This is a genomic window from Pseudomonas eucalypticola, assembly GCF_013374995.1.
GTDB classification, from domain to species: domain Bacteria; phylum Pseudomonadota; class Gammaproteobacteria; order Pseudomonadales; family Pseudomonadaceae; genus Aquipseudomonas; species Aquipseudomonas eucalypticola.
This window is the reverse complement of the sequence record NZ_CP056030.1, coordinates 4,187,860-4,205,258: the sequence shown is the minus strand read 5'-3', so window position 1 is coordinate 4,205,258 and position 17,399 is coordinate 4,187,860. Positions and strand designations below refer to the sequence as shown.

At 65.3% G+C, this 17,399-nt stretch carries 13 protein-coding genes; 8 read left to right on the top strand and 5 right to left on the bottom strand.

Annotation, left to right across the window (positions count from 1 at the left end; translation table 11 throughout):
* Positions 1-3: 3 nt before the first annotated feature.
* The 3 genes from HWQ56_RS18430 to HWQ56_RS18420 all read right to left on the bottom strand — a co-directional run bounded on the left by HWQ56_RS18430 (position 4) and on the right by HWQ56_RS18420 (position 4,207).
* On the bottom strand, positions 4-855 hold the full coding sequence (locus HWQ56_RS18430) for an STAS domain-containing protein (protein ID WP_176571417.1): 852 nt from the start codon (positions 853-855) through the stop codon (positions 4-6).
* Between the two features lie 244 nt (positions 856-1,099).
* Positions 1,100-2,788: an amidase gene (locus HWQ56_RS18425; protein WP_176571416.1), complete on the bottom strand. Its 1,689-nt coding sequence runs from the start codon at positions 2,786-2,788 to the stop codon at positions 1,100-1,102.
* 225 nt (positions 2,789-3,013) lie between these two features.
* Complete coding sequence (locus HWQ56_RS18420) at positions 3,014-4,207, bottom strand: MFS transporter (RefSeq protein ID WP_158158086.1); 1,194 nt, start codon at positions 4,205-4,207, stop codon at positions 3,014-3,016.
* Between the two features lie 109 nt (positions 4,208-4,316).
* On the opposite strand from HWQ56_RS18420, the gene HWQ56_RS18415 reads away from it, so the two are divergent.
* Both HWQ56_RS18415 and HWQ56_RS18410 read left to right on the top strand, forming a co-directional pair.
* Positions 4,317-5,273 (top strand): LysR family transcriptional regulator, encoded by a 957-nt coding sequence (locus tag HWQ56_RS18415; RefSeq protein ID WP_176571415.1) that lies wholly within the window; start codon positions 4,317-4,319, stop codon positions 5,271-5,273.
* A 120-nt stretch (positions 5,274-5,393) separates the two neighbouring features.
* Positions 5,394-6,731 (top strand): MFS transporter, encoded by a 1,338-nt coding sequence (locus tag HWQ56_RS18410; protein WP_158158088.1) that lies wholly within the window; start codon positions 5,394-5,396, stop codon positions 6,729-6,731.
* Positions 6,732-6,782: 51 nt separating this feature from the next.
* Here HWQ56_RS18410 and HWQ56_RS18405 read toward each other — a convergent pair whose 3' ends face one another.
* Positions 6,783-7,412 carry a hypothetical protein gene (locus tag HWQ56_RS18405; protein WP_158158089.1) on the bottom strand — a complete coding sequence of 210 codons (630 nt, stop codon included), beginning with the start codon at positions 7,410-7,412 and terminating at the stop codon, positions 6,783-6,785.
* Between the two features lie 480 nt (positions 7,413-7,892).
* Here HWQ56_RS18405 and HWQ56_RS18400 point away from each other — a divergent pair, with 480 nt between their 5' ends.
* From HWQ56_RS18400 to HWQ56_RS18385, 4 genes are all read left to right on the top strand, one after another.
* Positions 7,893-8,474: a sugar dehydrogenase complex small subunit gene (locus tag HWQ56_RS18400; RefSeq protein ID WP_176571414.1), complete on the top strand. Its 582-nt coding sequence runs from the start codon at positions 7,893-7,895 to the stop codon at positions 8,472-8,474.
* Positions 8,471-10,123: a GMC family oxidoreductase gene (locus tag HWQ56_RS18395; protein ID WP_176571413.1), complete on the top strand. Its 1,653-nt coding sequence runs from the start codon at positions 8,471-8,473 to the stop codon at positions 10,121-10,123. The genes HWQ56_RS18400 and HWQ56_RS18395 overlap by 4 nt, the downstream gene beginning before the upstream one ends.
* Before the next feature lie 4 nt (positions 10,124-10,127).
* Positions 10,128-11,573, top strand: a complete 1,446-nt coding sequence (locus HWQ56_RS18390; protein WP_176571412.1) for a cytochrome c — start codon at positions 10,128-10,130, stop codon at positions 11,571-11,573.
* A gap of 75 nt (positions 11,574-11,648) precedes the next feature.
* Positions 11,649-12,551 carry a LysR family transcriptional regulator gene (locus HWQ56_RS18385; protein WP_176571411.1) on the top strand — a complete coding sequence of 301 codons (903 nt, stop codon included), beginning with the start codon at positions 11,649-11,651 and terminating at the stop codon, positions 12,549-12,551.
* Here HWQ56_RS18385 and HWQ56_RS18380 read toward each other — a convergent pair.
* On the bottom strand, positions 12,544-13,464 hold the full coding sequence (locus HWQ56_RS18380; RefSeq protein WP_158158094.1) for a cupin domain-containing protein: 921 nt from the start codon (positions 13,462-13,464) through the stop codon (positions 12,544-12,546). The genes HWQ56_RS18385 and HWQ56_RS18380 overlap by 8 nt on opposite strands.
* A 279-nt stretch (positions 13,465-13,743) precedes the next feature.
* Between HWQ56_RS18380 and HWQ56_RS18375 the strand changes: the two genes are divergently transcribed.
* Together HWQ56_RS18375 and HWQ56_RS18370 are read left to right on the top strand one after the other, a co-directional pair.
* Positions 13,744-15,846: a sensor domain-containing protein gene (locus HWQ56_RS18375; protein WP_245217778.1), complete on the top strand. Its 2,103-nt coding sequence runs from the start codon at positions 13,744-13,746 to the stop codon at positions 15,844-15,846.
* 412 nt (positions 15,847-16,258) lie between these two features.
* Positions 16,259-17,395 carry a transporter substrate-binding domain-containing protein gene (locus HWQ56_RS18370; protein ID WP_176571410.1) on the top strand — a complete coding sequence of 379 codons (1,137 nt, stop codon included), beginning with the start codon at positions 16,259-16,261 and terminating at the stop codon, positions 17,393-17,395.
* Positions 17,396-17,399: the final 4 nt, after the last annotated feature.

Below are 17,399 nucleotides of genomic sequence, written 5' to 3'. Positions count from 1 at the left end.
GGCTCAGACCGCCTTGCCGACGGTCACGCCCAGGCGGCGCAGGGCCAGGGCCAGGGCGTCGGCCAGGTTGGCCTTGGTGACCACGCCCTGCAGGTCGAGGCCCAGGTGCACGATGGTCTGGGCGATCTGTGGGCGCACGCCGCTGATGATGCAGTCGGCACCCATCAGGCGGATGGCGGTCACGGTCTTGAGCAGGTGCTGGGCGACCAGGGTGTCCACGGTGGGCACGCCGGTGATGTCGATGATGGCGATTTCCGAACCGGTGTCGACGATGCGCTGCAGCAGCGACTCCATCACCACCTGGGTGCGCTGGGAGTCCAGGGTGCCGATCATTGGCAGGGCCAGCACGCCTTCCCACAGTTTGACCACCGGGGTGGACAGCTCCAGCAGTTCTTCCTGCTGACGCTTGATCACCGCTTCACGGGATTTCTGGAAGGTGCGGATGGTGTGCATACCCAACCCGTCCAGCAGCTCGGAGATTTCCCAGAGCTGGTCGGCCAAGGTCGCAGGGCTGGCTTCGAATTTACGTTGCAGCAGGCCGAACAACGGGCCCTTGAGGGAGAAGATGAACGCGGCGGTCTGCTGCGAGTCCTGGCCGGCCATGGCGCGGCTATGGGACAGCTTTTCGAGGAACTGGCGGGCGGGCTCCCAGTTGCTGCTGGCCAGGTTCTTGGAATCACCGTTCTGCGAACCCTGGGTGACCAGGCCCAGGAATTCGCCGCACTGCTTGCGCACTTCGTCGTCCTTGAGGTTGCGGGTGGCACCGGTGTTTTCCAGATCCTTGAACCACTGGGCGACCAGATCGGCGTGCGCTTTGTTCAGGGCGTCCAGGGTACGTTGCTGCAGTGCTGCCATGTGCGTGTGCTCCTCGGTGTTTTCTACTCGGTGGGGCGCTTTCGCGCCGCACTGATTATTAGTCAAACAGTGACAATAGGGGGGGAAATTAGTTGTGCGGGTGAAACTTAATTTCTTGCGGCGCAGCGGGTCGCGCAGGGGGGTGTTCTGGAGTCTCGGTCGAATAGGCACATTACGCGCACGCCGCGGACTTGGCCGCGCCATGTCGCGTGGTGTATGCCTGACACCACGCGACCATGCGGCCTCAGCCCAGCGGCGGTGTGCGCGGAGGGACCTGGCGTTTGTTGCCAGTGGCTTCGAACGCCGACGCCAGGCGCAGCAGCGCCGAGTCGTCATAGGCACGGCCGGCGAACGTCAGGCCCACCGGCATGCCGATGTCGGCCATCACGCCCATGGGCACGGTGACCGTGGGCACACCCAGGTGGCGGATCGCAAGGTTGCCGTTGGCCACCCACACGCCATTGCTCCAGGCGATGTCCGCCGAGGCCGGGTTGACGTCGGCGTCGGCCGGGCCCACGTCGGCCACGGTGGGAAACAGCACGGCGTCGAGCTTCAGGGCGGTCATCCAGTCTTCCAGGTCGATGCGCCGGGTCTGTTCCAGGCCGCGCAGGCCGTCTGGCAACGTCGGGATCTGGTCCCACGGGGTGATGCCGCGCTCAGCCATGCGCACGTACTCGTCCATGCCGGCCGCCAGGTCGCCTTCACGGTTGGGCAAGGTGCCGGGGTCGTGGGGGAAAATCTTCGGACCGTCCACGTCCTTGAGACGGTTGAGGTGTGGGTCGCCATTGGCCTGCAGGAAGTCATCGAAGGCCCAGGCGCTCAGGTCCCATAGTTCATGGTGCATGAACTCGGGCGACACTAGCCCACGGGTGAACACCGTCGGCGCACCGGGGCGGTCGCCTTCGCAATTGGACACCAGGGGGAAGTCGACCTCCACCACCTCGGCGCCGGCGGCTTCCAGGGCTTGGCGTGCCTGCTGCCACAGGTCGATGACACTGGCGCGGGTATGGATGCGCTGGCCGGTGGGCCCGCCGATGCCGGGCGTTTCAGCGGTGCCGGCCTCGGGGTCAGCGTTGATGAACATGCGTGGCACGCCCAGGCGCTTGCCCGCCAACGCCGCCGGCTGCGCGGCCAGGGCCGGGTAGCTGGGCGGGCGCACCGAGCTGACGCTGGGAATAGGTACCCAGGGTTGCAGGCGCCAGAGGTCGCCGCGGGTGTCCGGGTCCTCGGCCACCACCACGTCCAGGACCTCCAGCAGGTCGGCCATGGTGCGGGCGTAGGGCACGACCACGTCCATGGTCGGCGTGAGCGGCCAGTTGCCGCGCACCGAGATCACCCCGCGTGAGGGCGTGTAGGCGCACAAGCCGTTGTTGGAAGCCGGGCCACGGCCGCTGGACCAGGTTTCCTCGGCCAGGCCGAAGGCGGCGAAGCTGGTGGCGGTGGCGGTGCCGGCGCCGTTGGAGGAGCCCGAGGCGAACGGCGCGGTCAGGTAACCCGCGTTATAGGGGCTTTCGGCGCGGCCATAAACGCCACGCTGCATGCCGCCATTGGCCATGGGCGGCATGTTGGTCTTGCCCAGGCAGATGGCGCCGGCGGCCCGCAGGCGCTCGATGGTGAAAGCGTCACGGTAGGCGACAAGATCCGCGAAGGCCGGGCTGCCTGAAGCGGCCGTCAGGCCCTTCACCAAGTAACTGTCCTTGGCGGTGTAGGGGATGCCGTCCAGCGGGCCGAGGGTTTCGCCACGGGCGCGGCGGGCGTCCGAAGCCTGGGCTTCGGCCAGCGCCTGGGGGTTGCGCACTACCACGGCATTGAGCTCGCCATCGTAGGTGTCGATGCGGGCCAGGTACGCCTGCACCAGTTCCACGGCGGTGGTCTGGCCTGATTCCAGGGCGGTTCGCAAGTGGGCGATGGACACTTCGGTGACCTCGATCATGCGGGCACCACTGGCAGGAAGGCGGGGATGTGGGTGTTCATAGACAATTCTCGTCGCTGGGGCGTGGGCCACAGGTTGGGTACAGACAACCTGAACGACTATTTAACACCATGTTGCTCCCCGGGGCACCGGGGGCGAGGCTCCAGCGGCGGTCTGGCAGGGTAGAGTGTCGCAAGTCTGTAAACCCGCCAGCCCGTCGCGATGTCGGGCAGCATCGTGCCGACGTCAGCCCTTGCGGCGCATCATCAACAGGGCGATGACCACGGCCACGGCTGCCAGTGCGGTGGCGATCACCCCCACCGAACCCACGCCATAATCACGAATGCCCACGCCACCGACGATGGCCCCCAGACCAATCCCGGCGTTGGCGGCCGAGATGTTCAGCGACGCCGCCAGTGCCTGGGCGCTGCCGCCGGCCTGCATGACCCGCACCTGGCACACCGGGAACAGTGCGGTGTAGCCGATGCCCCAGGCCACCAGCGCGGCCACCAGGCCCAGGTGGTTCGCTGCCAGGGGCACCACGGCCAGCATGCCTGCGCCCATCACCAGCAAGAACAGCACCATCGCCCCCAGCGGCCGCCGGTCCACCAGGCTGCCGCCCCACTGGTTGCCCAGCATGCCCACCGCGCCGAAGCCCATCAGCCACCACCCCACCTGGCTGGGGGGAATGCCGGCCAGGCGTTCGAGCAGGTCGGCCAGGTAGGTGTAGGCGGTAAACATGGCCGTGAACGCCACGACCGACAGCAGCACGTGCGCAAGGAAACGTGGCTGGCGCAGGATGGCAGTCTGCGGCGCTGCCTGGTCAGCCTTGGGCGAGGCGGGCAGGGTTGGCATGCGCCAGTGCATCAGCAGCGCGATCAGCAGCGACACGCCGGCCAATACCCAGAAGCTGCCGCGCCAGCCGATGCTATCGGCCGCCACGGTGCCCAGCGGCACACCGAACACCAGCGCCGCGGAAATACCCAGGTACACCTTCGACACGGCCTTGCCTTCATTGCCCGGCCCGGCCAATTGCCCGGCCGTTTCGCTGGCCGTGCCCCAGAATACCGGCAGCCCCAGGGCGGGTATGAAGCGGGCAACCGCCATCATCCAGATGTTGGTGGACAACGCCGCCAACACATTCGAGGCCGCGAATATCAGCAGGATCGCCGTGAACAGCTGCTTGCGTGGCACGTGGGCCAGACGTGCGGTCAGCACCGGTCCGAATAGCATCACCGTGAAGGCAAACAAGGTCACCACCTGGCCGGCCAGGGCGATGGAGATGTTCAGGTCGCGGGCCAGGGCGGGCAGCAGGCCGACGATGAGGAATTCGGTGGTCACGATGATGAACGCGGCCACCATCATGATCAGGATCGGTACCCCCGTGTGCGCAGTGGCAGGGGCGGTGGGCGTGGCGTGGGCCAGCGTGGGCGAGGACATGAACAGGGTGCTCCAATAATAGATGCGACTAGGCTATTGGAGAAATTCATGTTCATCTTTGGCATTTACGACTATCTGATCTGAATCAAATTCATCAATGAGGGTGCCGATGTATTCTTCTGAACGCCTCAAGGGCCTGGATGTGTTCGTCACCGTGGCGGACCTGGGCAGTTTCACCGCCGCCGCCGAGCGCCTGAACCTCACGGGTTCGGCAGTGAGCAAAAGCGTCGCGCGCCTTGAGGCGCGCCTGGGCACGCGGCTGTTCCAACGCACCACGCGGCGCCTGGCGTTGACCGAAGCCGGCCAGACCTTTTACCGCACCTGCGCCACCGTATTGTCGGACCTGGAAGAGGTGGAGGGCGTGCTGGCCCTGGAACAGACGGAGCCCCACGGCAAGGTGCGCATCGACCTGCCAGCGTCGTATGGGCGCCTGCATGTGCTGCCGCTGATTCTCAAGTTCGTCCGCCAGCACCCTCGCTTGCAGCCTCACGTTTCATTCTCCGACCGCTTTGTGGACCCGGTGCACGAAGGGATCGACATCGTCGTGCGCCTGGGGGGGTCGGATGCCTGGTCATCGGCCGTGGGCCACCGTTTCTTCGGCACCCAACGGCTGATCTTCTGTGCCTCGGCCCAGTACCTGCGCGAGCACGGCACGCCGCTGTCGGCGCCTGACCTGGAGCACCACCAATGCGTGGGCTACGGCCAGAACGACGGCATGGTCAACCCCTGGTATTTCAAGGGCAGCCAACCGGGGGACCTGGAGCGACGCATCATGCACCCCCACGTGGCGGTGGGCGATGGCGAAGGCGAGGTCATGGCGGTGCTCGCGGGCCTGGGTATCGCCCAGTTGCCTACCTGGCTGGCGCAGAAACACCTGGACAGCGGCGCGATGGTGGAAGTGCTGCCGCACTTGGCCACCGATGGCTTGCCCATGAACCTGGTATGGCTGAAAAGCCGCGAGAACCTGCCCAAGGTGCAGGCGCTGTTGTCGTACCTTGGCGAGCGGCTGACCCCCTGGGGCAGTCACGGTCATACTATTGGCGCCGGTTTGCCAGCGAAGATTTGAAGCCGCACAGGCGCCCAGAGCGGACATTTGACACCCTGCAATGCTCGTCATACGATGTCATACAAATCCACCGCCCTGCTGTCGAGTGGACCCATAAAAACAAAAACAGGAAGCCGCAGCATGACCATCGATATCGGGCCTGCGCCCCAGTCGCAGGCCGCCCCGTCCGCGTCACGCCCCCTCACCAGCCGTTACCGCTGGACCATCTGTGCGCTGTTGTTCGTCGCCATCGGCATCAACTACATCGACCGGCAGATGATCGGCATCCTCAAGCCTACCCTCACCGCCGACCTGAAATGGTCGGAGACCGACTACGCCACCATCGTGTTCTGGTTCCAGTGCGCCTATGCCATTGGTTTTCTGACATTCGGGCGCATCATCGACAAGGTCGGTGTGCGCATCGGTTATGCCCTGGCGTTCACCTTGTGGACCTTGGCCAGCATCGGCCACGGGCTGGTGCAGGGAGTGACGCAGTTCGCTCTGGCGCGCTTTGCCCTGGGCTTTGGCGAATCGGGCAGTTTTCCCGCCAGCCTGAAAGCCGTGTCGGAATGGTTTCCGCAGAAGGAACGGGCCCAGGCCACCGGGATCTTCAACGCCGGCACCGCCTTCGGCCCCATCGTGACCCCGCTGCTGGTGCCGGCCATCACGTTGGCCTGGGGCTGGCGCGCGGCGTTCATCTCCATTGGCGTGGTCACCGCGCTGTGGCTGATCGCCTGGATGCTGATGTATCGCAGCCCGCAACAGCACGAGAAGGTCAGTGCCAAGGAGCTGGCCTACATCCAGAGCGACACCGACCCATCGCTGCCGGTCGACGCTACACCGGCGAAATTCTCCTGGTTCAAGCTGCTGACCTTTCGCGAAACCTGGGCCTACGCGGCCGGCAAATTTCTCACCGACCCCATCTGGTGGCTGTACCTGTTCTGGCTGCCGGACTTCCTGGGCAAGACCTATGGCCTGGACCTGAAGTCCTTCGGCCCGCCGCTGATCGCGGTGTACCTGCTGGCTGACGTGGGGTCGGTACTGGGTGGCTGGGGTTCGTCCCGGCAGTTGAAGAACGGGCGGAGCGCCAACGCGGCGCGCAAGACCACCATGCTGCTCTGCGCGTTGGCGGTGATCCCTATTGTCACCGCCCAGTTCGTCTCAAGCCTGTGGTTGGTGGTGGCCATCATTGGCCTGGCGGCGGCTTCGCACCAGGCGTGGTCGGCCAACCTGATGACCTTGCCTTCCGACCTGTTCCCGAAACAGGCGGTGGCGTCGGTGATCGGTATCGGCGGCACGGCGGGCGCCATGGGCGGCATGCTGATGACCACCTACAACGGCTATATCCTGGACGTGTTCAAGTCCTACCAGCCGATTTTCATCGTGGCCGGCAGTGCCTACCTGGTGGCGATCGTGGTCATTCACCTGCTGACGCCGCGGCTCAAGCCGGTGGCGGCAGAGCGCCTGCTGCGAGGCTGAACGACTACCCCTGCCCGGTAAAACCGGGCAGGGGGCAGTGCGCTACCGTGATCAGGCCATCTCGGCCTTGAGCATGGCGATCTTGGTGTTGATGGTGTCCTGCGCTACCTGGGTCTTTTCCTTGGTCAGGTCGGCGACTTTCTTGTCCACGGCGGCCTGTTGATCAGGCGTCATGGCGTCATACTCGTCCTTGCTGACACCCGTCAGTTCCTGGCGCATTTTCTCGGCGTCGCTCTCGCTCATGTACTGCTGGAACTGATCGCTGGCCGAGCTGGCAGTGCTGCTGGTGCTGCCGGTCAAATCCGACGCGGCCACGGCCAGGCTCGCGGCATTGGCTTGCGAGTCCGATGCCGCCGCAGTCGTGGTCTGCACGCCGCTGTTGTCAGCGGCGGCCACCGCCGAGGCTACCGACGCCGTCGCGGCCTGGGCCTCGGTGGTGTCGTCAGTGGTGTTGGCGGTCGCAGCCTTGAGGTTGACCATCATCCTGGCAAAGGCTTCGTCGTAGCTCGAACTGTCGCTGCTGGTCTGCGCCGAATCGTCGGTGCTGCTGGACGTCGTCGCGGTCAGCGGCGTCGCCGAGGTGGCGACCGTGGTGTACTGGTCCTTGTCCGCGGCGGTCAACGTCGCCGCGGCAGGGGTTTTCACAGCGATGTGCTGTGTCGTGCTGTTGGTGATGAACATCCTTCACCTCCTGAGTGTGTCGGGTGGTGGTCACGTGCAGCAAGATGAGTGCCAAGGATGGGGGCATGGGGTTTGGGCCAGTGTTCACGGGGAGCAGCCGTTGCCGAGGCTGCGTACCCGGTCAAGAAAGCGGCAGAAGGTCGCCGCTTGACGCCAGTCTTTGCCGCATCAGGCCTGGCGCACGCGCCGGTAGGCTGGCGCGCTCGATGCCCACAGCGGATCATTACCCTTTTCGAAACAGTGATTTACCAAAGATGTAAGCAATTTAATCTTGCGTCGCCAGCGCTTTGGTATACCCTGCGCGACACTCTGCCGCACACGTTTGCGGCCGCTGGCTGGAAGCCACCCTCGACACCCATGGAAGACCTGCCCGGAGCCCCGAGCAGGTTTTTTTTGGCGTGCCTCTGAAACCGGTTTCAGTCCAGTAATAACAGCGCCCGGACCCCCGTGGCCACGCCTTGCCTGACCGAGAGAATACCCATGCAAGCCCCTGAACCTGATGCTTCCCAACCCTCCCCGTGGCACGCACCGCTCAAACGCCGCACGGTGCTGACCGCTTTTGCCGTGGCCGCCCTCCAGGCTGCCATGGCCAGCAGCCTGGGCTGGTCGCCGTTGGCCCAGGCCGCCGGCCCGCAGGTGGACGCGCACGGCTTTTTCCTGGTGTCCCAGGTGCTGACGGGCTACGACGACCTCGACCCGCTGATCGCCGGGCGCATCGCCCAGGCGTTGGTAGCCAGGCAGCCGACCATGGCTGCGTCCCTGGCCAACCTGAGCACGCTGGCCGCCGTGCCGGCCAACCGCGAGAGCGCCGAGGCGCTGTTGGCTGCCGCGCGGCAGATCAATGAAGCAGATGCCGCCCTGGCCCTGGTGGCGGCGTGGTTCAAGGGCACCGTCGGCCACGGCCAGGACGCGGTGCTGATTACTTACAAGGATGCGCTCATGTACCGCCCCGCCAGCGATGGATTGATCGTGCCCACCTATTGCGGCAATGGCCCGCTGTGGTGGACCGCCGCCATTCCCGATGCCAGTGCATCGATCTACGGCCCGAGGAGCGCAGCATGAGAAAGCCGGTATTTGACGCCAATGGCGACGTGACCGCTGACGTGGTCGTGGTGGGTTCCGGCGTGGCCGGGGCGTTGATCGCCAACCAGTTGGTGGCCGAGGGGCACTCGGTGCTGATTCTCGAAGCGGGCCTGCGCATTCAGCGCGCCCAGGCGGTGGAGAACTGGCGCAACATGCCGTTCGACAACCGCATCGGTTCGGACTTCCAGGGCCTGTACCCGCAAGCCGAACACGCACCCGCGCCGCTGTACTTTCCGAAGAACAACTACGTGGGGCTCAGCGGCCCCAGCGGCAGCAGCTTCCAGCAGGGTTACCTGCGCACCCTGGGCGGCACCACCTGGCACTGGGCTGCCTCGTGCTGGCGGCACTTGCCGGTGGACCTGCGCATGCAGTCCGAATACGGCGTGGGCCGTGACTGGCCGATCAGCTACGACGAACTGGAACCCTACTATTGCCGCGCCGAGCAAGCCATGGGCGTGGCCGGTCCCAGCGACCCGGACATGCAAAGCCCGCGCGAGCGCAGCCAGCCGTACCCCATGGACATGGTGCCGTGGGGCTACGGTGACAAGCGCTTCGCGGAAGTGGTCAATGCCCACGGCTACAAGCACATCCCCATTCCCCAGGGCCGTAGCACGCGTCCGTGGAAAGGCCGGCCGACCTGCTGTGGCAACAACAACTGCCAGCCTATCTGCCCGATCGGCGCCATGTACAACGCCATCCACACCGTGGAGGAAGCCGAGCGCAACGGTGCCTTGGCCCTGACCGAAGCGGTGGTCTACAAGATCGACACCGATGCAGGCAACCGGGTGACCGCGGTGCACTGGCTGAGCCCTGATGGCACGTCGCACAAGGCCAGCGGCAAGGTTTTCGCCCTGGCCTGCAACAGCCTGGAAACCCCGCGCCTGCTGTTGCTGGCGGCCAACGAGCGCAACCCCCACGGTATCGCCAACTCGTCCGACCAGGTGGGGCGCAACATGATGGACCACTCCGGCTTCCACTGTTCGTTCCTGGCCAACGAACCGCTGTGGATTGGCCGCGGCCCGGCCCAGAGCAGCTGCATCGTCGGCCCGCGTGATGGTGACTTCCGCGCCAAGTACTCGGCCAACAAGATGATCCTCAACAACATCACCCAGGTCGCCAAGGCCACCGAACAAGCCCTGGCCATGGGCCTGGTGGGCAAGGCGCTGGAGGCCGAGATCCGCCGTCGCTCCACCCACGGCGTCGACCTCTCCATCAGCCTGGAGCCGTTGCCGGACCCCAACAACCGCCTGACCCTGAGCGCCACCCGCAAGGACCCCCATGGCCTGGCGTGCCCGGATATCTACTACGACGTGGGCGACTACGTGCGCAAGGGCGCCGAGGCGGCCCATGCGCAGTTGGAGCACATTGGCAGCCTGTTCGGCGCCACCGAGTTGGTCATCACCACCAGCCTGAACGCCAACAACCACATCATGGGCGGCACCATCATGGGCAACGACCCGCGTGATTCGGTGGTCAACGGCGATTGCCGTACCCACGACCATGCCAACCTGTGGCTGCCCGGTGGCGGCGCCATGGCCTCGGCCAGCGTCGTCAATACCACCCTGACCATGGCGGCGCTGGCGATCAAGGCCGCCGACGACATGAGCAAAGCACTGGCGCGGGGTTGAGCACATGACCTTTACCTTCAAAGCCCACCTGCTGGTGGCGATGCTGGCGGTCGCGGGCCTGGCCCGTGCCCAGGACACCGTGCCGGCTCCGGCGGTGACGCCCGTTGGCGGCGTGCTGTCCCAGGAAGAGCAGGGCCGCCGGCTGGCGGTGGCGGCCGATTGCATGGCGTGCCATACGGTGCCTGACAGCGGCCAGTCCTTCGCCGGCGGCTATGCGATCAACTCGCCGTTCGGGTCGATCTATTCCACCAACATCACCCCGTCGAAAATCGCCGGCATCGGCCACTACACCGAGGCGCAGTTTGCCCACGCGGTGCGCGATGGCGTGCGCGCCGACGGCAGTTACCTGTATCCGGCGATGCCCTACACCTCGTACGTGCACATGAGTGACAGTGATGTGGCGGCGCTGTATGCCTACTTCATGCACGCGGTGGCGCCTATCGACACCCCGGCGCCGACCACGGCGCTGAACTTTCCCTTCAATATTCGCCTGTCCATGGCCGGCTGGAACCTGCTGTTCCTCGACAGCCGCACCACCCGGGCAGCGCCGTTGCCAACCCCGGAGCTGGTGCGCGGCGAATACCTGACCAACACCCTTGAACACTGTGGCGCTTGCCACACGCCGCGCAACCCGCTGATGGCGGAGATCAAGGACAAAGCCCTGTCCGGCGGCATGGTGGGGCCGTGGTACGCGCCCAATATCACCTCCGACAAGGTCAGCGGCATTGGTGGCTGGAGCGACGCGGAGCTGGTGCAGTACCTGCGCACCGGCCATGCCGAGGGCAAGAACCAGGCGGGCGGCGGCATGGCCGAGGCGGTGCAGAACAGCCTGCAATTCCTGCCGGATACCGACCTTCAGGCCATCGCGGCGTACCTCAAGAGCACCGCGTCTGTGCGCAGTGAAGGTGAGGTGCGCCCAGCGTACGAGTACGGCTCGGCCCATAGCGGTGAAGATCAGGTGCGCGGCATGGCGCCGTCCAATGCCCACGACAGCGTGCGTACTGGCGCCCAGCTGTACAGCGGCTACTGCGCCAGCTGCCACCAGCCGGGCGGGCAGGGCAGTGCCAACCAGGCCTACCCGTCGCTATTCCACAACACCGCCACCGGCATGGCCAATTCCGCCAACCTGGTGGCCGCCATCCTGTATGGCGTGGACCGCCAGGAAGCTGGGCATCATGTGCTGATGCCACGTTTCGACGAGGTCAGCTATGTGGCGCAGTTGAACGACCAGCAGATCGCCGACATCGCCAATTACGTGCTGCGCAACTTCGGCAACCCGTCCCATGCCGTCAGCGCCCATGATGTGATGATCGCTCGCCAAGGGGGCGAGAAACCATTGCTGGCGGTGGTGCAGCCGTACATCGTGCCGGCCATGGTGGTGGGTGGGGTGGCGGTGCTGGCGTTGCTGGGCTGGTGGCTGCGCCGCCGGCGCGTGCCCGGGTCGGCCTGACCGGCCCCCTTCGGTCCCGCCAACATCGTGCGATGCATGCCATCATGGCGGGACCCCGGCCAATGGAGCTTTCCCGTGGATTATTTCGCCGCACTGACTGCCTTCATCGAGGCCGCCGACGGCAACAACTTTTCCCGCGCCGCCGAGCGCCTGGGAATCAAGGCCTCGACGGTGTCGCGTTACGTGAAGGACCTGGAACAGGACCTGGGCATCGCCCTGTTCAACCGCTCGACCCGCACCCTGCACCTGACCGAAGGCGGGCAGACGTTTCTGCACCACGCCAGGCGGGTGCTGGCGGAACTGGAACAGGCGCGCGCCGCTACGGGCGCCTTGAACCAGCACCCGCGCGGCCTGCTCAAGGTCAGCGTGCCACCGGCCTTTTGCCGCCACCACGTACTGCCCTGGCTCGGGGATTTCCAGCGGCGCTACCCGGATATCCAGGTGGAGCTGGTGCTGGATGACGCGCGGGTGAACCTGATCGAGAGCGGCATGGACCTGGCGATCCGTCGCGGTACCTTGCCCGACTCCGGCCTCAAGGCACGCAAGCTGGCGAGTGAACAGTGGGTGCTGTGCGTGGGCACGGCCTTCGCTGCGGGGCATGCCGCGCCCGAGGCGCCACAACGCTTGGCGGACTACCCGGCGATCCTGGGCGCGCCAGCTGCCGACGAGGTGGTGTTCTGCCGTGAACACGCCCGTGTGACAGTGACCCTGCAGGGTGCGCTGCGCATCAATGACCTGGACGCCCGCCGGCTGGCCGTGGAGCAGGGCCTGGGCGTGGCGCTGTTGCCCTGCTGGTTGGCCGCTGACGGCCTGGGCAGTGGCCGCCTGCAACGCTGGCTGGCGGACTGGCAGGTGCCCTCGGGCGAAGCGGCGCTGTGGTTCGTCTACCCGCCCAAACGGATCGTTTCGTCCAAGGTGCGCAGCTTCATCGACTTCATGGTCGAACGCATCGGCACGCCGCCGTACTGGCTCAACTGAAGCGGATGTCCAGGGCGCGCAGGTGGGTTTGCAGCCCGGCGTCCTGAATGGGGATAAGAAACGCTTCGCGATCCGATTCGTTGTAGTGGGCATGCCAGTACCCGGGGGGCGTGACGAAGGCCAGGCCGGGGGCCCAGTCAACGCGAGTGGGGTTGCGGATCTGCCCGGCGTCGTCCAGTTCGGTGCCCACCAGGGTGTAACAGCCCTGGGGTGCATCGATGATGAAATCCAGGGCGATGGACTGGTGTCGGTGAGGTTTTTGCACCGAGCCTGGCGGCAGGATCCCGTACATGGCCCACAATACGTGGGTCACGGTGCGGGTCTGGGGGAAATGCCGGTTGCCCAGCAGGATGCTGATGCGGCTGCGGTCCTGGGCTCGCGGGTCGTCGGCAGCCTCGCGCAACTTGGCATTGGCGACTTCGGCGGGGTAGAGCGTGGCGCTGAAACGATCCTCGCTGGGCGTCACGCCCAGGTAGCGCAGCAGCGGTTCGTCGTGCACGTAATAGAAGCGGCTGTCGGCACTGGCGCTCAGCTCGGTGGCGTGCAGGCCGGGCAGTGCGATGAAGCAACCCTGGTACCAGTCCAATTGACTGTCCCCTTGGCGCAGGCTGCCGGCGCCCGCGATCACGTACACCACCTGTGAGGTGGCGTTGGGCGACAGGCGCAGGCGCTCGCCGGCATTCAAGCGAATGAAGTTGGCGCACAGCCCCGGGCCAGTGGCGGGCCCGGCGCAGCCCAGGTGTTCGCTGAGGTCCAGGGGCACCACCCGCGACGGGCCGTCGGCGCAGAGCGCGGCCGCGAAGCTGTGGTAAGGCACACGGCTGATCAGCTTGGCGCTGATGGGGTTGGCGGCCTTGCTGTATTCGAAGTATTCGGCGTCCACGGTCGTGGTGGGGGTGAAGGCACTGTTCATGGTCAGGCTCCTTTGTCGGTGGTGCAGCCACTATACGAAGGAGCGCGCGCGGCATTAATGCCCCGGTGGGCACAGCTGTTGTGTGCAAAGGGCACGCTAAAGGCCCAGCCCATGCCGAGGCTTGCGCGATCGACGCCATCGGACCGTGCCGTAACCGGTACTTTCGGGCTATACCCCGAGGTCACGTCAGCCGGCATAATGCCATCAACCGCTCAGGCCAGTCCCGTTTCTCCCAACCCCCCACGCCATAGCGCCCCACCACCCGCTCGAGACCCGTAAATGCAGTTCACCGACGCCTCCGATGCCATGTACCGCCTGCTTGTGCAGAGTGTCGTGGACTACGCGATCTACATGCTTTCCCCGCAAGGCATTGTCACGAACTGGAACCCCGGCGCCGAACGTGCGAAAGGCTACAAGGCCGCCGAGATCATCGGCCAGCATTTTTCGCTGTTCTATACCCCCCAGGACCGCGCCGCCGGGCTGCCGCTGCACAACCTGGAAACGGCCCGCCGAGAAGGGCGCTTCCAGGCCGAGGGGGTGCGCCAGCGCAAGGACGGCTCGCATTTCTGGACCAGTGTGGTCATTGATGCGGTGTACGATGACGACGGCCAGGTCATCGGTTTCGCCAAGGTGACCCGGGACATCACCGAGCGGCGCGACAAGGAACTGCAACTGCTGGAGGCCAATGTCCGTGCAGAGCAATACAGCGCCGAAATGGCGTCGTTGTCGCGGTTCCTGGATTCGGTGATATCCAACATTCCGGCCAGCGTTATCGTCAAGGACGTGCAGAGCCACAAGGTCCTGCTGGCCAACCATCAGGCCGAGGCGCTGTTCGTGCCTAATGGCGCCAGCATGGTGGGGCTGCGGATGAGCGAGGCGCTGGCGGCGGACACCGCCGCGTACATCGAACAGCAAATGGGCCAGGACCTGAACATCGGCGCCATCAAGACGGTGGAAACTCGGGTCAGCACTAACCGCGGCCCCCGCACGCTCAGAAGCCGCACGGTCCTCAACCAGGACCCCGGCACCGGCGCGGAGTATGTGCTGTTCGTGGCGGAAGACGTCACGGTGGAACTGGAGGCCAATGCCAGGATTCACCACATGGCGCACCATGACGCGCTTACCGGGTTGCCCAACCGCGTGTTGTTTCACCAGAAACTCAAGGATGCGCTGGTGCAGGCCCAGGGTTCGGGGCGGATGACTGCGACCCTGTGCCTGGACCTGGACGACTTCAAGAACGTCAACGACTCGCTTGGCCACGGTATCGGCGACAAGTTGCTGCGGGCATTGAGCAGCCGTCTGGAAATGGAGCTGCGCGAAGCCGACACCCTGGCCCGGCTGGGCGGCGACGAATACGCCGTGATCCTCCCGGAGCTGGAGACAGCGGAAGCCGCCGAACTGATGGCCCAGCGCCTGATTCAGGCCGTTCGCCCACCGTTCCTGATTGACGGGCATAGCTGCACGGTGGGGGTAAGCGTGGGTATCGCCTTGGCGCCACAGGACCACGACAAGCCCGAGCAACTGATGGGCTATGCCGACATGGCGTTGTATGAAGCCAAGCGCAACGGGCGCAACCGCTTCGAGCGCTTCAAGTTTCAACTCGACGAGGCAGCCCGTCACCGCCGCACCCTGGAGACTGACCTGCGCACGGCGCTGCACCTGGGGCACTTGCATTTGCACTATCAGCCCATCGTCACCCACGGCGGTGCCGAGGTCAGCGGGTATGAAGCACTGCTGCGTTGGCAGCACCCCACCAAGGGCACCATCATGCCCATGGACTTCATTCCCATGGCCGAAGAAACCGGTTTGATCCATGAAGTTGGTAACCGCGCCCTCAACCTGGCCTGCAAGGAAGCCGCCAGCTGGGGCACGCGCCAGACCGTGGCCGTGAACCTGTCGCCGGTGCAGTTCAAGAACCCGGGCCTGGTGGATGCCGTAGCGCTGGCGCTCAGTGACGCGGGTCTTGAGCCTGCACGGCTGGAGCTGGAGATTACCGAGTCGGTCTTGCTCGAGGACAACGAGAGTAACGTCGACACCCTGCGGGCGCTGAAGGCACTGGGGGTCGCCATTTCCCTGGATGACTTTGGCACAGGCTACTCGTCGCTGGGGTATTTGCGTTCGTTTCCGTTCGACCGGATCAAGATCGACATGTCGTTTGTGCGTGAAATGAAGAACAGCAAGGAGGCGCTGGCCATCATTCGGGCTATCACGGGCATGAGCAACAGCCTGTTGATCAAGACCACGGCCGAGGGGGTCGAGACCGCTGAGCAGATGCAGCAGCTGATCCAGGAAGGCTGTTCGCACTTCCAGGGGTACTATTTTGGCCGCCCGGTACCGGCCAGTAAGCGTTGCCAGGACCCGGGCGCCGCCTTTTACCTGTGAACAATCAGGTCACGGTGATTCAGGGGAGGGCATGTTCATGTGTTCACGCACCACGTTGATGCGTAGGGCGGTGTCTGCTGGTGGGGGAAGCGTGGCCGGCCACCGTTGGTGCGCGGCCGGATAGCCTTGCCCTAGGCGCCTCGGCATGCTGCGCCCGGGTGGAGGGGGAATTGGCCCGCAATTTGCTGTCTAATATCCCATCGACGCACCCGGCCTGCTCCGACAGGCTGAATATCTCCAACGATGCAGATATTCCTCGCAGGTGCCGACACCTCGCTTTGCCGACAACGTCGTCGGTGCTGAATCAGGCATGTCCCTGCCCGGTTCCATTCCCCATACTGGTCGTGTTCCGCCTGCGTGCGCCTGTTGCGCCACGCCCCGGCAGCGTTGACTGGTATGACGGAGACCCCCGATGCCCACATTCCCGCAACCCGCGACCCTGAAGGTCGGCCTGCTGTTTTCCAGCACCTGCATGACCGCCGCCGTGGAGGCCACCCAGGCCCAGGCGACGCTGCTGGCCATTGATGAAGTCAACGAACAGGGCGGCATCAACGGTGTGCCGCTTGAAGCCGTCAGCCTGCCCATCGGCACTACTCCGGAAAGCTATCGCCAGGCCGCCCTGGAGCTGTGTGACCGGCACGGTGTGCAGGTGCTGTTCGGCACGCACATGTCCAGTACCCGCAAGGCAGTGTTACCGGTGGTGGAGAGCCGCCGCCGGTTGCTGTTCTACCCAACCCTGTATGAAGGTTTCGAATATTCCCCTTTTGTCTACTACACCGGTGCTGCACCCAACCAGAATTCCCTGCAGCTGGCCCGCCATGCGTTGAAGCATTTCGGCCGCCGGGTGCTGTTCGTCGGCGTGCCCTATGTGTACCCGGTGGAGTCCAACCGCATCATGCGTGACTTGTTCGAGCAGGCGGGCGGTGAAGTGGTCGACGAAATCTACCTGCCGTTCGGCGCCGGTATCGACGCGTGCCGCAGCGTCATGGCAAGGGTGCGTGAAACCCGACCCGATGTGATCTACTCGACGGTGGTGGGCGGCGATATTCCCGCGTTGTATGGGGCGTACCACGAAGCCGGTTTCGACCCGGCGCAGCGGCCCATCATCAGCCTGTCCACCACCGAAGCGGAAGTGGCGATGATGCCCGCGCACGTCAGCGCCGGGCACATCTGCGCCGCGCCCTGGTTCGATACCGTGGACACTCCGCTGAGCCGCCGTTTCGTGAGCCGTTACCGCCATCGCTACGGCGCCGATGCACCGATCACCGCGGGGGCGGAGGCAGCGTACTTCCAGGTGCACCTGTACGCCCAGGCGGCCCGCAAGGCGGCGCCCAATGACCTTGATGCGTTGCGCGCGGCCCTGGCTGGCTCGACCTTCGAGGCGCCCCAGGGCCCGGTGCGCATCGACGCCGAGAACCACCACACCTGGCTGTGGCCACGGCTGGCACGCATTGATGCCAACGGCCGCTTCGAAATACTGGAACAGGCTGAGCAGCAGGAGCACCCCAGCCCGTACCTGATCGAACTGTTGCTCGACAGCAACGAGTGAGGCG